This window comes from Paraburkholderia sp. Cpub6, assembly GCF_014201065.1.
In the GTDB taxonomy this organism is placed as follows: Bacteria; Pseudomonadota; Gammaproteobacteria; order Burkholderiales; family Burkholderiaceae; genus Paraburkholderia; species Paraburkholderia tuberum.
Genome location: NZ_JACHDM010000007.1, coordinates 1 through 15,525, shown reverse-complemented (window position 1 = coordinate 15,525; position 15,525 = coordinate 1). Strand labels below are relative to the sequence as shown.

At 63.7% G+C, this 15,525-nt stretch carries 14 protein-coding genes; 10 read left to right on the top strand and 4 right to left on the bottom strand.

Features of this window, described 5'->3' with window-relative positions:
- From rpoS to rlmD, 3 genes are all read left to right on the top strand, one after another.
- Nucleotides 1-1,089, top strand: coding sequence for an RNA polymerase sigma factor RpoS (rpoS, locus tag HDG33_RS14645; RefSeq protein WP_184028930.1), 1,089 nt, complete (start codon nucleotides 1-3; stop codon nucleotides 1,087-1,089).
- A 4-nt stretch (nucleotides 1,090-1,093) separates the two neighbouring features.
- Nucleotides 1,094-1,870: a 3'-5' exonuclease gene (locus tag HDG33_RS14640; RefSeq protein WP_184028919.1), complete on the top strand. Its 777-nt coding sequence runs from the start codon at nucleotides 1,094-1,096 to the stop codon at nucleotides 1,868-1,870.
- A 149-nt stretch (nucleotides 1,871-2,019) separates the two neighbouring features.
- On the top strand, nucleotides 2,020-3,450 hold the full coding sequence (gene rlmD, locus HDG33_RS14635) for a 23S rRNA (uracil(1939)-C(5))-methyltransferase RlmD (protein ID WP_184028916.1): 1,431 nt from the start codon (nucleotides 2,020-2,022) through the stop codon (nucleotides 3,448-3,450).
- Between the two features lie 93 nt (nucleotides 3,451-3,543).
- Here the strand turns inward: rlmD and HDG33_RS14630 are convergent, their stop codons facing one another.
- Nucleotides 3,544-4,404: an outer membrane protein assembly factor BamD gene (locus HDG33_RS14630; RefSeq protein ID WP_090804648.1), complete on the bottom strand. Its 861-nt coding sequence runs from the start codon at nucleotides 4,402-4,404 to the stop codon at nucleotides 3,544-3,546.
- Nucleotides 4,405-4,442: 38 nt separating this feature from the next.
- Between HDG33_RS14630 and HDG33_RS14625 the strand changes: the two genes are divergently transcribed.
- From HDG33_RS14625 to HDG33_RS14595, 7 genes are all read left to right on the top strand, one after another.
- Nucleotides 4,443-5,702 (top strand): RluA family pseudouridine synthase, encoded by a 1,260-nt coding sequence (locus tag HDG33_RS14625; RefSeq protein ID WP_184028880.1) that lies wholly within the window; start codon nucleotides 4,443-4,445, stop codon nucleotides 5,700-5,702.
- The gene (gene pgeF, locus HDG33_RS14620) at nucleotides 5,699-6,562 is read left to right on the top strand and encodes a peptidoglycan editing factor PgeF (protein ID WP_184028866.1); all 864 of its coding nucleotides are present in this window, start codon (nucleotides 5,699-5,701) and stop codon (nucleotides 6,560-6,562) included. The genes HDG33_RS14625 and pgeF overlap by 4 nt, the downstream gene beginning before the upstream one ends.
- Before the next feature lie 607 nt (nucleotides 6,563-7,169).
- Complete coding sequence (gene phaC, locus HDG33_RS14615) at nucleotides 7,170-8,984, top strand: class I poly(R)-hydroxyalkanoic acid synthase (protein ID WP_184028850.1); 1,815 nt, start codon at nucleotides 7,170-7,172, stop codon at nucleotides 8,982-8,984.
- Between the two features lie 196 nt (nucleotides 8,985-9,180).
- Nucleotides 9,181-10,362 (top strand): acetyl-CoA C-acetyltransferase, encoded by a 1,182-nt coding sequence (locus tag HDG33_RS14610; RefSeq protein WP_184028823.1) that lies wholly within the window; start codon nucleotides 9,181-9,183, stop codon nucleotides 10,360-10,362.
- 227 nt (nucleotides 10,363-10,589) lie between these two features.
- Nucleotides 10,590-11,330 (top strand): 3-ketoacyl-ACP reductase, encoded by a 741-nt coding sequence (locus HDG33_RS14605; RefSeq protein ID WP_090805746.1) that lies wholly within the window; start codon nucleotides 10,590-10,592, stop codon nucleotides 11,328-11,330.
- A 137-nt stretch (nucleotides 11,331-11,467) separates the two neighbouring features.
- On the top strand, nucleotides 11,468-12,085 hold the full coding sequence (gene phaR, locus HDG33_RS14600) for a polyhydroxyalkanoate synthesis repressor PhaR (protein WP_184028813.1): 618 nt from the start codon (nucleotides 11,468-11,470) through the stop codon (nucleotides 12,083-12,085).
- 275 nt (nucleotides 12,086-12,360) lie between these two features.
- Nucleotides 12,361-13,404 carry a tRNA-dihydrouridine synthase gene (locus HDG33_RS14595; protein WP_184028798.1) on the top strand — a complete coding sequence of 348 codons (1,044 nt, stop codon included), beginning with the start codon at nucleotides 12,361-12,363 and terminating at the stop codon, nucleotides 13,402-13,404.
- Between the two features lie 339 nt (nucleotides 13,405-13,743).
- Here HDG33_RS14595 and HDG33_RS14590 read toward each other — a convergent pair whose 3' ends face one another.
- From HDG33_RS14590 to HDG33_RS36950, 3 genes are all read right to left on the bottom strand, one after another.
- On the bottom strand, nucleotides 13,744-14,667 hold the full coding sequence (locus HDG33_RS14590) for a glutaminase (protein WP_184028793.1): 924 nt from the start codon (nucleotides 14,665-14,667) through the stop codon (nucleotides 13,744-13,746).
- Between the two features lie 174 nt (nucleotides 14,668-14,841).
- Complete coding sequence (locus HDG33_RS14585; RefSeq protein WP_184028790.1) at nucleotides 14,842-15,120, bottom strand: hypothetical protein; 279 nt, start codon at nucleotides 15,118-15,120, stop codon at nucleotides 14,842-14,844.
- Nucleotides 15,121-15,425: 305 nt separating this feature from the next.
- Nucleotides 15,426-15,525, bottom strand: a 100-nt coding sequence (locus HDG33_RS36950) for a DUF6429 family protein (protein ID WP_221311425.1), incomplete at its 5' end; no start/stop codon positions are given.

The following is a 15,525-nucleotide window of genomic DNA, read 5'->3' as shown; positions in this document are numbered from 1 at the left end:
ATGCCGAAATCGAAGCGCCGCCCGCCGCAAGCCGAGTCTGAGACGATCAGCGAAGTCACGTCTGCCGCAGTGGACGAAAGCGGCGCTTCGGAAGTGGAAGAAGAGGTCGCGGAGGAGCGCGATCTCGACGAACGCCAGAGCGGCCTCGACGACAGCGAGAGCGCTGACGCGCGCGAAACCACCAGTGAGGCGCCGCCCGACGCCGACGATTTCCGCGCACTGCTGCAGGCCGAGCTCACGGCCGACACGATCCAGCATTATCTGAATCGCATCAGCGTGAAGCCGTTGCTCACCGTCGAGGAAGAGCAGAAATATTCGCGCCTTGCCAAGGCCGGCGAGTTCGAAGCGCGGCAGGTGATGATCGAGCGCAATCTGCGGCTGGTCGTCAGCATTGCCAAGGGTTATCTGAATCGCGGCGTGCCGCTGCTCGATCTGATCGAGGAGGGCAACCTCGGCCTCATGCACGCAATCGAAAAATTCGATCCGACGCGCGGCTTCCGTTTCTCGACCTACGCGACGTGGTGGATCCGCCAGAGCATCGAGCGCGCGATCATGAACCAGGCGCGTACGGTGCGATTGCCCGTCCATGTGATTCGTGAGCTCAACCAGGTGTTGCGCGCGAAGCGCCATCTGGAAAAGAACTCGATGAATTCGGGGGAGGCGGCCGAGCGCCGCGACGCGAGCATCGACGACATCGCTTATCTGACCGGCAAGACCACCGACGAAGTCACCGACATCCTCGCGCTGAACGAGCACACCGCCTCGCTCGATGCGCCGCTCGATCTCGATCCGGCGAGCAGCCTGCTCGATCTGCTGTCGGACGACCAGAGCCAGTCGCCAGACGCCGAAGTGCAGCATCGCGAGCTCGAAACACTGACACGCGCATGGCTCGCGCGTTTGTCGGACAAGCACCGCCATGTGATCGAGCGGCGCTTCGGTCTGAATCACATCGAGCCCGCCACGCTCGAGGAGCTGGCCGACGAAATGGGCCTCACGCGCGAGCGTGTGCGCCAGATCCAACAGGAAGCGCTGGTGCGACTGAAGCGCTTCTTTGCCTCAAACGGTGTCCGCAAAGACGCCGTTCTCTGACCTGATGACACCGATTCTTGTTTTCGACATCGAGACGATTCCCGATGTCGCCGGCATCCGCCGGCTTGAAGATTTGCCCGCGTCGATGAGCGACGCCGACGTCGCCGAGCACGCGTTCGCCGCACGCCGCGAAAAAACTGGCAGCGATTTTCTGCCGCATCACCTCCAGCGGGTCGCGGCGATTTCCTGCGTGTTCCGTGACAACAACGGTTTTCGCGTGCGCTCGCTCGGTACGCCCGAGGACGGCGAGGCGACGCTCGTGCAGTCGTTCTATCGCGTGATCGAAAAGTACACGCCGCAACTCGTGTCGTGGAACGGCGGCGGTTTCGATCTGCCGGTTCTCAACTACCGCGCGCTCGTCAACGGCATCCCCGCCTACCGGTTCTGGGATCTCGGCGAGGACGACCGCGACTTCAAGTGGAACAACTACATCAGCCGCTACCACGCGCGACACACCGATCTGATGGACGTGCTCGCGATGTACCAGGCGCGCGCGAACGCGCCGCTCGACGCGCTCGCGAAGATGTGCGGCTTTCCGGGCAAGATGGGCATGGACGGCAGTCAGGTGTGGCAGGCGTTCCAGCAAGGGCGTATCGAGGAAATCCGCAATTACTGCGAGACCGACGTCGTCAATACGTACCTGCTGTATTGCCGCTTCCAACTGATGCGCGGTGGCTTTTCGCCGTCGGAGTATGCTGACGAGATCAACCTCGTGAAGAACGCGCTCGCGCTGGAAAGCGCGCCGCAGTGGGCCGAGTATCTGGCGGCGTTCGTGCAGTAAGCGCGCGCGAGCAGAGCCTGCGCCGGGGAGCCGCAATCCGGGCCGCGATCCGCACTCGCTCCGCGTGTGGTCCGCACCGCATCGCAGGCAAGCCCGGCGCTTCGTCTACAATCTCGCCTTTCCCCCATAGTTTGTCAGGAAGTCCGCAGGTGTCCCGAACTGCCCCCCCACGTCGCTCGCCGCGGCGCTCATCGAAGCATGCCAGGGCGCACGCCCCGGCGCCGGCGCCCGTCATTACCGGCAACGAACCGCTCATCGAAATCGTTTCGCTCGATATGGAAGCGCGCGGCGTGGGCCGCACCACGAGCGAAGACGGCACGCCAGGCAAGGTGGTGTTCGTCGAAGGCGCGCTGCCGGGTGAACTCGTCAGTTATTCGACGCATCGCAGCAAGCCGAAATTCGAGCAGGCCGAAGTCGTCCAGGTGTTCCGCGAAAGCGTGATCCGCACGACGCCGAAATGCACGTACTTCAACATCTGCGGCGGCTGCTCGATGCAGCATCTCGACATGCGCGCGCAGGTGGCGGTCAAGCAGCGCGTGCTCGAGGACAGCCTGCAGCATCTGGCGAAGCTGCGCCCCGAAACGGTGTTCCGGCCGATTCACGGGCCGTCCTGGGGTTATCGCTATCGCGCGCGGCTCGCGGTGCGCTACCTGCCGGAGCGCGGCGGCATGCGCATCGGCTTTCACGAGAAGAAGAGCAGCTATATCGCCGACATGAAGACCTGCGAGGTGCTGCCGCCGCATGTGTCGGCGATGCTGATGCCGCTGCGTTTCATGGTCCGCAAGCTGTCTATCTACGACCGCATGCCGCAGCTCGAGCTCGCGGTCGGCTCGTCGGTCACGGCGCTCGTCGTGCGCAACCTCGAACCGCTGACGGCCGGGGACGAGCAGGTGCTGCGCGAGTTCGCGGACGAGCACAAGGTGCAGTTCTGGATCCAGCCGGGCGGTCCCGACACGGTCACGCCGCTTTATCCTCTCGACGTGCAGCTCGACTACACGCTGCCCGAATACGGCATCCGTATGCCATTCAAGCCAACTGATTTCACCCAGGTCAATCACGCGATCAACCGCGTGCTGGTGAGCCGCGCGCTGCGCCTGCTGGCGCCGGCACGCACCGACCGCGTGCTCGACCTGTTCTGCGGGATCGGCAACTTCACGCTGCCGCTCGCGCGAATCTCGCGGGAAGTGGTCGGCATCGAGGGTAGCGAAGTGCTGACCCAGCGCGCGCTCGCGAATGCGGAGCTGAATGGCGTCGCCGGGCATACGTCGTTCGCGTGCCGCAACCTGTTCGAAGTCACCGCCGACGACTTGCGCGCGCTCGGCCACTTCGACAAGTTCCTCGTCGATCCGCCGCGCGAAGGCGCGCTTGCGATCGCGAAGGCGCTCGCGGAGATCGCGCAGAGCGGCAACGGGCCGCTGCCGACGCGCATCGTCTATGTGTCGTGCGCGCCGGCCACGCTCGCGCGCGATGCCGGGCTGCTCGTGCATGAGGCCGGCTATCGGCTGGTGGGCGCGGGCGTCGTCAATATGTTCCCGCATACGTCGCACGTGGAATCGATTGCGCTGTTCGAGCGCGATTGAGTCTCGCGGCGCGCATAAACGAAAACGCCACGACCGAGGTCGTGGCGTTTTCGTTTTCAGGCGACGATCAGAGTGCCGTCGGCGCGCGAGGCGTCAGAACTGCCACCACGACTTCGCCGTGCCGGGCCGTGCGTGGCCGGTCACGTACGGGCTGTCGGGGAAGGTGCCGGCCAGCACGCGACGAGTGTCGTCGGCGAGTTGCTGGTTGTTCAGCTTCTCGTACGACAGGATCATGATGTGCAGCGCGTCTTCGATGGCCGGCGCGTTCTTGTACTCGCGCAATGCGAGCTGCGCACGGTTGATGGCGGCGACATAGGCGCCGCGGCGATAGTAGTAGTCCGCGGCGTGGACTTCGTGCGATGCAAGCGCATTCACGATGTAGCGCATGCGCTGCGCGGCGTCCGCCGCGTACTTGCTGTTCGGGAAGCGGTCCACCACGACCTTGAACGCGTCATACGACTCGCGCAGCGACTTCGGATCGCGCTCGCTCATATCCTGGCCCGAGAAGCGGCCGAACAGACCGAGGTCGTCGTTGAAGTGGATCATGCCCTTCAGGTAATACGCGTAGGCGATGTCCGGATGATCGGGGTGCAGCTGGATGAAGCGGTCGATGGCCTGGTCGGCGGCGGCGTTTTCGTTGTCTTTCCAGTTGCAGTACGCGACGTTGATCTGCGCCTGCTGGGCGAAGTGGCCGAACGGGTCGCGGCCCTCGAGCAGCTCGAAATACTTCGCGCACTTGCCCCAGTCACCACCGGTCAGGGCGTCGTTCGCCTCCGTATATAATTTGTTGTTGTTCCACGCTGCCGTTTCGTCGGTCTTCTCCGGCAGGCCGTGGCAAGCCGCAACAGCGACGACGGCCGCGGCGCACGCAATGTATCCGGCCACTTTCCGGGCCGCCTTCTTGATGGCCGCCAAATTGATCGCCGCTTCAGTGATGGTGTTCAAGGCTCGCATTTTCCAGTCTAGCTTTACGTCCAGGTGACCCAGATTCAATGACCCGCTCAAATACTCCAGGTGCCGCAGGCGCCGCAGGCGCCGGGAATAGCAACGAAGATTATAGCGTAAGCGCCGACCCGGCCGACGCGTTGGGCGTCGATTCCCTCGACGACGATTTCTCCAGCGACGCGCTCGCCGCAAGCAGCCCGCAAGGCTCTGCGGCCACGGCGGCACCCGTGCCCGTGCGCGCGGCCGACGAAGCGCCGCGCAGCGTCGTGGTACCCGACGAACTGGCCGGCGAGCGCCTCGACAAGGTGCTCGCCAAAGTATTCCCGGAGTTCTCGCGCAGCCGTCTGCAAAGCTGGATCGAGGCGCAGCGGGTGCGCGTCGACGGCAAGGCGGCGAAGATCCGCCAGCCGGTGCCGCTTGGCGCGACGATCGAGCTCGTGCCCGATCTGCTGCCCGAGCAGCTCGCCTTCACGCCCGAGCCGGTGCCGCTCGACATCGTCTACGAGGACGACACGCTCGTCGTCATCAACAAGCCGGCCGGCATGGTCGTGCATCCGGCGGCTGGCAACTGGAGCGGCACCGTGCTGAACGGGCTGCTCTACCGCTATGGAGAGTCCGCGGCGGGTCTGCCGCGCGCGGGCATCGTGCATCGGCTCGACAAGGAGACCTCGGGGCTGATGGTGGTCGCGCGCACGCTCGAGGCGCAGACTGACCTCGTGCGCCAGTTGCAGGCGCGCACGGTCAAGCGCCGCTACCTCGCGCTCGTGTGGGGCAACCTGCCCGACGAAGGCACGATCGACGCGCCGATCGGCCGCGATCCGCGCGAGCGCACGCGCATGGCCGTGGTGACGGGCGCGGCCGGCAAGCCGGCGCGCACGCATTTCCGGCGCGTCGCCTCGGCGATCTGGCAGCGTCAGCCGGTCACGGCGATTCACTGCGATCTGGAGACGGGGCGCACGCATCAGATTCGCGTGCATTGCGCGCACATCGGTCATCCGTTGCTCGGCGATCCCGTGTACGGACGCGCGCGCGGCAAGCGCTCGGTCACGCCGCTGCCAGACGGCTTCGCGCGCCAGGCGCTGCACGCGTGGCGGCTCGGCCTGATTCATCCGAAGACCGGCCGCTCGATGCAATGGCGCGCCGAGGTGCCGGCCGACATCGAGGCGTTGTCGACCGCGCTCGGTCTGGGTCGCGACGACGCGGGCAAGTTCGACGATGCGTATGGCGAGGACGAGGACTACGATGCATCGTTCGACGACGGCGCGTACGATGAAGACAGCGACCACGACGAGGACGATCACGCATGAGCACCAATCTCCCGGAGCTGGGTTTTGCCGATGTCGTGCAACCCGCATGGAACGTGTCGCCGCGCGTGCGCGCGCTCGTGACCACCCGCGACGGCGGCGTCAGCGACGCGCCGTTCGGCCGCTGGCGCGAGGGAGCCGACCAGCCTGGCGGGCTGAATCTGGGCATGAAGACCGGCGACGATCCCGCCGCGGTCGCGAGCAATCGCGCACGGCTCGTCGCGCTTGCCGGTGTTCGCGAGGCCGCGTGGCTCGAACAGATCCATGGCGCCGGCATCGTCCGCGCCGAGGATGCGATCGCGCACGCGCGCGAGCATGGTGCGCCGGCGCGCGCCGACGCGAGCGTCACCGATGGCGCGGGCATCGCGTGCGTCGTCATGGTCGCCGATTGCATGCCGGTGCTGTTGTGCGACGAAGCGGGGCGCGCGGTCGGCGCCGCGCATGCCGGGTGGCGCGGACTCGCGGCGGGCATCGTCGAGCAGACCGCCGCGCGGGTCGCGGCGCTGGCGGGTGCGCGGGCGAGCGAGCTGCATGCGTACCTCGGGCCGTCGATCGGACCCACCGCGTTCGAAGTCGGCGCAGACGTGCGTGACGCCTTCATGACCGGTGCCGACGATGCACAACGCGACGCGACCGGGCAGGCATTCGTCGCGCATCCCGCGAATGCCGGCAAATATCTCGCCGATCTGCCGGCGCTGGCGCGCCTGCGCCTGCAGCGGCTCGGCCTTACGCGCATCAGCGGCGGCGATCTGTGCACGGTCACGTTGCGCGAGCGTTTTTATTCGTATCGCCGTGATCGCGAGACCGGTCGCATGGCCGCGTTGATCTGGATCGACGAACAGGCGCAATCAATTGCCGATTAATTCGGGATGGCGCGCGGGCGCATCTCGTCATACTTTTAAAATCGAGCCGTGGTTTTATTTCGCGTGAATGCGCACCGGGTCGTTATTCGCGAATCCCACTGCCGACCCGTCGCTGACGGGCCCGTTCCCCGGCCTTCACACGCATTTTTTGTTGCGCTGCCGGAAGGCCCGCCGATAGCGCGAATCGCCCGCCGGCTGTGTGGGCGACCGAACGAATAAATATGCTTAAGTGCCATGCGCCCTAGGAGTTTTTCGGATTTACCCGAGGCAGGCATCATTTGATTCGTTAAAGCGCGATTTGCCATACAGGGAAAACGATAATTAAAAAACTATCGCACTGCGGCAAAATCGGGAGCAAGCATTGACATGCCTTGTGATGGGGAGCAAGAATGTTCCTTCTAAGCTCCTCGTCGTTCATGGGACAGGGCGTGACGAAGTCGCGAGCAATCGCCACGTGCGCACGGACCTGCCTCTCAACCCGTCCGCAAGGACTTACCGGTCAAAAGCAGGTATGGCAGCATCTCATTCCTCAGCTTCCCCCAGCACCGACTCCTCGAAGGAGCAGACGCAGCAGGCCGGTACGAGCGGTGTATCGTCAGCCGCAGGCATGCAGCAATTTCTCGACGCCTGGATGAACGCCTGGCGTTCGTTCGGTGCGCAGCCCGATGGCACGGCATTTCAGATGCCCTTAATGCCGCAGATGCCGGACCTCGCACAGATAACGGCGGGCTTCCCGCAAATACCGGCGTTTCCCGGTATGCCCGACTTCAGCAAGCTGGCCGCCGGTGCGTTGCCGTCGTTGCCGGGGCTGAGCATTCCCACCGCCGCGATTCCGCCCGAGCGTTTGCAGAAGCTGCAGACCGACTATTCGCGCGAGGCGATGGAGCTGATCCAGCAGGCCACCACGTCGGCGATCAAGGCGCCCGAGCTCAAGGACCGGCGCTTTAGCGCAGACGCCTGGAGCGCGGCGCCCGCCTACGCGTTCACCGCCGCGTGGTATCTGCTGAACGCGCGCTATCTGCAGCAGCTGGTCGACGCGCTCGACACCCAGCCGAAAACCCGCGAGCGCATTCGCTTCGCGGTCCAGCAGTGGACCGCGGCGGCCTCGCCGAGCAACTTCTTCGCGCTGAATCCCGAAGCGCAGAAAACGCTGCTCGACAGCAAAGGCGAGAGCTTGCGCCAGGGCGTGATGAACCTGCTCGCCGACATGCAGCGCGGCAAGATTTCCCAAACCGACGAATCGCGTTTCGCGGTCGGCGAGAACCTCGCGAACACCGAAGGCTCGGTCGTGTTCGAGAACGATCTGCTGCAGCTGATCCAGTACAAGCCGCGCACGGCGACCGTGCGCGAGCGGCCGCTCCTGATCGTGCCGCCGTGCATCAACAAGTACTACATTCTCGACCTGCAACCCGAAAACTCGCTCGTCGCGCACGGGCTTGATTCGGGCCATCAGGTGTTCCTGATTTCGTGGCGCAACGCGGATCAGTCCATCGCGCACAAGACGTGGGACGACTACATCGGCGAGGGTGTGCTCACCTCGATCGACACCGTGCGCAAGATCAGCGGCCGCGAGCAGATCAATACGCTCGGCTTTTGCGTCGGCGGCACGATGCTCGCCACCGCGCTCGCGGTGGCTGCGGCGCGCGGCGAACATCCGGCCGCGTCGATGACGCTGCTCACCGCGATGCTCGACTTCTCCGACACGGGCGTGCTCGACGTGTTCGTCGACGAGGCGCACGTGCAGATGCGCGAGCAGAGCATCGGCGGCAAGAACGGCGCGCCGCCGGGACTGATGCGCGGCGTCGAGTTCGCGAACACGTTCTCGTTCCTGCGCCCGAACGACCTCGTGTGGAACTACGTCGTCGACAGTTACCTGAAGGGCCGCACGCCGGTACCGTTCGACCTGCTGTACTGGAACAGCGACTCGACCAGTCTGCCTGGGCCGATGTACGTCTGGTATCTGCGCAACACGTATCTCGAGAACAAGCTGCGCGAGCCCGGTGCGCTGACCACCTGCGGCGAGCCGATCGATCTGTCGAAGATCGACGTGCCGACCTTCATCTACGGTTCGCGCGAAGACCATATCGTGCCGTGGCAAACCGCGTATGCGTCGGCGCCGCTGCTCACCGGGCCGCTGAAGTTCGTGCTCGGCGCGTCGGGCCATATCGCCGGCGTGATCAATCCGCCCGCGAAGAAAAAGCGCAGCTTCTGGAAGCTCGATACCGACGCGAACACGCTGCCCGAAAGCGCGGACGAATGGTTCGACGCGGCGACCGAAGTGCCCGGCAGCTGGTGGCCGGAATGGACCGACTGGCTCGATCAGTACGGCGGCAAGAAAGTGAAGCCGCGCGCCAATTTGGGCTCCGACGAATTCCCGGTCATCGAGCCGGCGCCGGGCCGCTACGTGCGGCAACGGGAGTAGGTTCACGCACAGGCTCGACGCGCGCGGACGGCATTGCTGTCGACGTCGGCATAGTGCGCAGTCGGCCGGTGCATAGGTGTTTGGCAGGTGAATGAGCGTCTGGTTGATGAAGGCGTGAGAGCAACGCAAGTTGCAACGCAATTTTTAACGTAACGGGCTGTGGCGCAGTTGGCCGGGATGCCCGGAGGATATGGAAATGACTGATGTTGTGATCGTATCGGCCGCTCGTACTGCAGTGGGCAAGTTTGGTGGGTCGCTGGCGAAGATTGCCGCACCTGAACTCGGCGCGATCGCGGTGCGCGCCGTGCTCGAACGGGCAGGCGTGAAGCCGGAACAGGTGAGCGAAGTTATTCTGGGCCAGGTGCTGACGGCGGGCTCCGGTCAGAACCCCGCGCGTCAGGCGCTGATCAAGGCGGGTTTGCCGGCGGCCGTGCCGGGCATGACGATCAACAAGGTCTGCGGCTCAGGTCTGAAGGCCGTGATGCTCGCGGCCAACGCGATCATCGCCGGTGACGCGGACATCGTCGTGGCAGGCGGCCAGGAAAACATGAGCGCCGCGCCGCACGTGCTGCCGGGTTCGCGCGACGGTTTCCGCATGGGCGACGCGAAGCTGATCGACTCGATGATCGTCGACGGCCTGTGGGACGTCTACAACCAGTACCACATGGGCGTGACGGCCGAGAACGTCGCGAAGGAGCACGGCATCACGCGCGAACAGCAGGACGCGTTCGCGGCGCTGTCGCAGAACAAGGCGGAAGCCGCGCAGAAGGCGGGGCGCTTCAACGACGAAATCGTGCCGGTCGAGATTCCGCAACGCAAGGGCGAGCCGCTGCGCTTCACCACCGACGAATTCGTGCGTCATGGCGTGACGGCCGAATCACTCGCGAGCCTGAAGCCGGCGTTCTCGAAGGAAGGCACGGTCACGGCGGCCAACGCATCGGGTCTGAACGACGGCGCAGCCGCGGTGCTCGTGATGTCGCTGAAAAAAGCGGAAGCGCTCGGCCTCACACCGCTCGCGCGCATCAAGGCATACGCGAACGCGGGTGTCGATCCGAAGGTGATGGGCATGGGCCCGGTACCGTCTTCGCGCCGTTGCCTCGAGCGCGCGGGCTGGACGCCGGCCGACCTCGACCTGATGGAAATCAACGAAGCGTTTGCCGCGCAGGCGCTCGCCGTGCACAAGCAGATGGGCTGGGACACGTCGAAGATCAACGTGAACGGCGGCGCGATCGCGATCGGCCACCCGATCGGCGCGTCCGGTTGCCGGATTCTCGTCACGCTGCTGCACGAAATGCAGAAGCGCGATGCGAAGAAGGGTCTGGCGTCGCTGTGTATCGGCGGCGGCATGGGTGTCGCGCTCGCGGTCGAGCGCGTTTAAAGTACGCTGGGTACGCCGCGCGCACTCGCGACCGGTCGCGCGCGGTCTTCGCCGGCACAGGCATCTGGCCGCGCGGCACGTCAACTGGCGGTGCGGCGCGTTGCAACAGGTGACTCGTGTCGGCAGTGCGCGTTGCCAGACGGTCGCCCGGCGGCAACGCGAACCAGCATCAGGCGAGGCACGAGGCCGCCGGCAGGCGCCTCGACAACGATAACGGAGTGTGGTTTATGACACAGCGAATTGCGTACGTAACGGGCGGCATGGGCGGCATCGGCACCAGCATCTGCCAGCGTCTGCACAAGGAAGGCTTCAGGGTGATCGCCGGCTGCGGCCCGAATTCGCCGCGCCGTGCGAAGTGGCTCGACGAGCAGAAGGTACTCGGCTACGACTTCGTCGCCTCCGAGGGTAACGTCGGTGACTGGCAATCGACCAAGGACGCATTCGACAAGGTCAAGGCCGAAGTCGGCGAGATCGACGTGCTGGTCAACAATGCCGGCATCACGCGCGACGTCGTGTTCCGCAAGATGACGCACGAAGACTGGACGGCGGTGATCGACACCAATCTGACCAGCCTGTTCAACGTCACCAAGCAGGTGATCGACGGCATGGTCGAGCGGGGCTTTGGCCGGGTGATCAACATTTCGTCGGTGAACGGCCAGAAGGGCCAGTTCGGCCAGACCAATTATTCGACCGCGAAGGCCGGCATTCATGGCTTTACGATGTCGCTCGCGCAGGAAGTGGCGACCAAGGGCGTGACGGTCAACACCGTGTCGCCGGGCTACATCGGCACCGACATGGTCAAGGCGATCCGCCCGGACGTGCTGGAAAAAATCGTCGCGACGATTCCGGTGCGCCGCCTCGGTCAGCCGGACGAAATCGGCTCGATCGTCGCGTGGCTTGCGTCGGAAGAATCGGGCTTCGCCACGGGCGCCGATTTTTCGCTGAACGGCGGCTTGCATATGGGCTGAGCCATCGGCGCGCCGGACCGGAAGGCGGCGCGCTTCGGCTCAGATGGTTTCGCCGGCGTCCCGGCTGCGCAATGGATTCCGTTGCACAGCCCGGACGCCGTTTCCGCGTTTGCTTAACTCGAGCTTAAAGGCGTTACATGACTACTACTACAAAGAAAACGGCCGAACGACTGATCAAGAAATATCCGAATCGTCGGCTCTACGACACCGAGACGAGTACCTACATCACGCTGACTGATGTGAAGCAACTCGTGCTCGATCAGGAAGATTTCAAGGTGATCGATGCCAAAAGCAACGAGGACCTGACGCGCTCGATCCTGCTGCAGATCATTCTCGAAGAAGAGAGCGGCGGCCTGCCGATGTTCTCGTCGTCGATGTTGTCGCAGATCATCCGGTTCTACGGTCATGCGATGCAAGGCATGATGGGCACGTATCTGGAAAAGAACATCCAGGCCTTCATCGACATTCAGGCGAAGCTTGCCGACCAGTCGAAGAATCTCTATGAAGGCAAGGCGATGAACCCCGAAGTCTGGTCGCAGTTCATGAACATGCAGGCGCCGATGATGCAGGGCATGATGACCAGCTACATCGAGCAATCGAAGAACATGTTCGTGCAGATGCAGGAGCAGATGCAGAATCAGGCGAAGACCATGTTCGCCACGTTCCCGTTTACGCCGGGCGGCGCGGTCAATGCGAGCAATGCGAGCAATGCGCCGGCCACGCCGCAGGCCAATCCGGAGACGGAGAAGAAGTGAAGGATTGAATGGCGGCGAGCTCGCGGGAGTGCAGCCGCCGACGCGCTACAATGGCGGCCCGCGCGTGGGGACGCTTTTCCGTCGGAACCGGATTCCGGCCGCGGCTCGATATCCGTTGCGTCCACTGCCGGCACACCGCTGCTTGCGCCGTTACCGTTTTTCTTCCGCTGGGCCCGTCCTATGTTTCAGACCGTCTCCCTGATCGCGTCAGCGTCTTCCGTTGCGAAGGCCGCGCGGATCATTCTGCTCTGACCCGCCGTTCACCCACACCGCTCATGAGCCGGCTGTTTCTCGCCCCAATGGAAGGGCTCGCTGACTATGTGCTGCGCGACGTGCTGACGAGCGCGGGCGCTTTCGACGGCTGCGTGTCCGAGTTCATCCGCATCACAGGCTCGCTGCTGCCAACCCGCGTCTACGAGCGCGAGGCGCCCGAAATCCTGCACGCGAGCGTGACCGCCAGCGGCACGCCGATGGTGATCCAGCTGCTCGGCAGCGATCCCGAGTGGATGGCACGCAATGCCGCGTACGCGGCCATGCTATCGCCCTACGGTATCGACCTGAACTTCGGCTGTCCCGCCAAAGTCGTCAATCACCACGGCGGCGGCGCGATGCTGCTCGCGAACCCGAAGTTGCTGAACCAGATCGTCTCGGCCGTGCGCGCCGCGGTGCCTGCCGATATCGCGGTGACGGCAAAAATGCGCCTCGGCGTGTCCGACACGTCGCGGGCGATCGAATGTGCGCAGGCGCTCGCGGACGGCGGCGCGGCCTCGCTCGTCGTGCATGCGCGCACGCGCGACGACCGCTATCGGCCGCCTGCGCACTGGGAGTGGATCGCGCGCATCGACGACGCCGTCGACGTGCCCGTCATCGCGAACGGCGAAGTCTGGACGGTGGCGGACTGGCAGCGTTGCCGCTCGGTCAGCGGCTGCGCGGACGTGATGATCGGGCGCGGCGCCGTGTCGGATCCGTTCCTCGCGCAGCGAATCCGCGGGCTCCTCGACCCGTGTCCATCTGCCGACGAATGGCAGCAGGTGCTGGGTTCGATCGTCGGCTACATGAACAAGCTGCGGGCGCATGGCACGCTGACCCATGAGCACGGCCGCGTCAAGAAGTGGCTCAGCTACCTGCAGCGGACCTGGCCGCAAGCCGCCGAACTGCATGCGGCGATCCGGCGAGTGCAGGACTCTGACGAAATTCTTACGGTAATCGGCCAGGCGCTGGCGGCCGGAGCCGCGTCGGCGCCGACGCGTCAGCACGTTTCCAGCGACGAAAATAGCGAGCTGAATCAACCCGATCCTGCCGAACCCATCCCCGGTTGAAGACTAGAATTCAAAGACTTACGAGCGGTGGCGGTGGCGAACCGCTACAATTCAGGGTTTAACGTCTTCAAGCGGTTCCCCATGTCTTCCAGCCCCTCGAACGCTCCGGCCGTGCCGGGCGCCACGCCGAAAGTCGGCTTCGTCTCTCTCGGCTGCCCGAAAGTCACTCGAAATAAACTGCGTTGAGTTGGCGCGGAAAACAAAAGCCCCGCGCGGGGCGGGGCTCAAGCGTCGATTTAACGGGTCGGTTCTAGAGCCTGTACATGGCCTTCAATTCGCGCACGAGGACGCTTGAACTAAGTGAAAATCAACCTTTTGAGGTGTGCGCAGCAAGTGCTATCAGAAAATCGACTGCCCTGTAAGCGTGGTCAACCATTCCAATGACTGGGCGCCGGCAAGTGAGTTGCCGTTCGCGTCGAGCCCGGGCGACCACACGCAGACCGCCATCTCGCCCGGCAGCACTGCGACGATGCCGCCGCCCACACCGCTTTTCGCCGGCAAGCCGACCCGGTAGACAAAATCGCCCGCCGCGTCATAGGTGCCGCAGGTCAGCATCAGCGCGGAAAGGCGTTTGGCGGAACTGGTGTCGAGAATCCGCTCGCCGGTGGCCGGCACCACACCGTGATTGGTCAGAAATAGCGCCGCCTTCGCCAGCTCGACGCAGCTCATGGAGATTGCGCATTGCCGGCAATACGCGTCGACCACCGCCTCAACGGGCATTTCCATGTTGCCGAAGCTCGCCATGAAATGCGCCATCGCGCGGTTGCGGTGAGCATGCTGCAACTCCGATTGCGCAACGCGCAAATCGTAGTCGATGCTGGATTCGCCGGTCAGCCGCCGCATGAATTCGACCAGTGCCGTTTCAGCCTGCACGAAACGGCGGCACAACACGTCGGTGACGATCAGCGCGCCCGCGTTGATGAACGGGTTGCGCGGTTTGCCGCGCTCGCTTTCGAGCTGGACGAGCGAATTGAACGCGGTGCCCGCCGGCTCTCGGCCGACGCGTTCCCACAATGCGTCGCCAAGCAATTGGAACGCGAGCGTGCACGCGAAGAGCTTCGAGATGCTCTGGATCGAAAAGCGCGTTTGCGCATCGCCGACCGAGAACACGCGGCCGTCGAGCGTGACGACCGCCATGCCGAAGCGTTCGGCGGGCACCTTCGCGAGTTCGGGAATGTAATCGGCGACGCGGCCTGCGGTGCGCCACGGTTTGATGTCGCGATGAATCTGTTCGAGGATCGCTTGATAGTTCTGGTCGGTCATTGGCGGGTGCTTCTGAACGTCAATGGGGGCGGCCCGCGATGATACTTCAGCGTAGGCGCTGACGCCTGCGCTAATTCGAAATAAAACATCGAATCCCTACGTACGTGTTCGCCCAAAACAAAAATGCCCACGTCATTTGTGGGCTCTCAGTCTTTTGCGTCAAGTACAGATGCTTTATGGTTTGACTCCGGCTGGTGGGCTCGAGTGTACGCGTAGATGTGACTGCCCCTGCAGAAAGTTTCGATACGCCTTGATCGCTACGTTCCAGGCCGCGATCGACACGCTTGCGCCTGAGTCGATCACGTTGCCGTCTTTGTCGAGTACGGCCAGTGTGGCGGTTTCGCCGCTCGCTGTAGTGATGGCGAAGCCGGCATAGCTGAACGCGCTGATAATGGAGTTCTGAAGGTCGCCGATTTCCTGTTCGTCTGTCGTAGTAGTTGGTTGTCCTTTCATCAAATATTCCGAGTATCAATCCGTTATTTGCTGGCTCGTGCTGGTCGGCCGGCGCGCCTCATTGAGCGGAATATATCTCGGCATGGAAAACGACTCAAGTCTTTGTTTTTAAAAAAATTAATCAACACATTGAAAGTGTGTTGGTGGAGGTTCGAGGTGACAGCCAGCGGGCGTTGCAGCGCCGCTGGCTTTTCTTCGGGCGCATTCGGGCGCAAGCGTATTTCGACGACTACCTGGCTCTATTAGAATGCTGTCATAGCATTTTCATGTACTTATCTAGTGTCGTGAGTTGGAAGTTCGTTGTATTAACGTCCTGTACTGTCAGCGATGACGAAGTGCTGCTTAAAGAGCCGCTCGGACTCACGTAATCCTTCTTCGGTGAAGATGACAGACTTCGTTTTATTA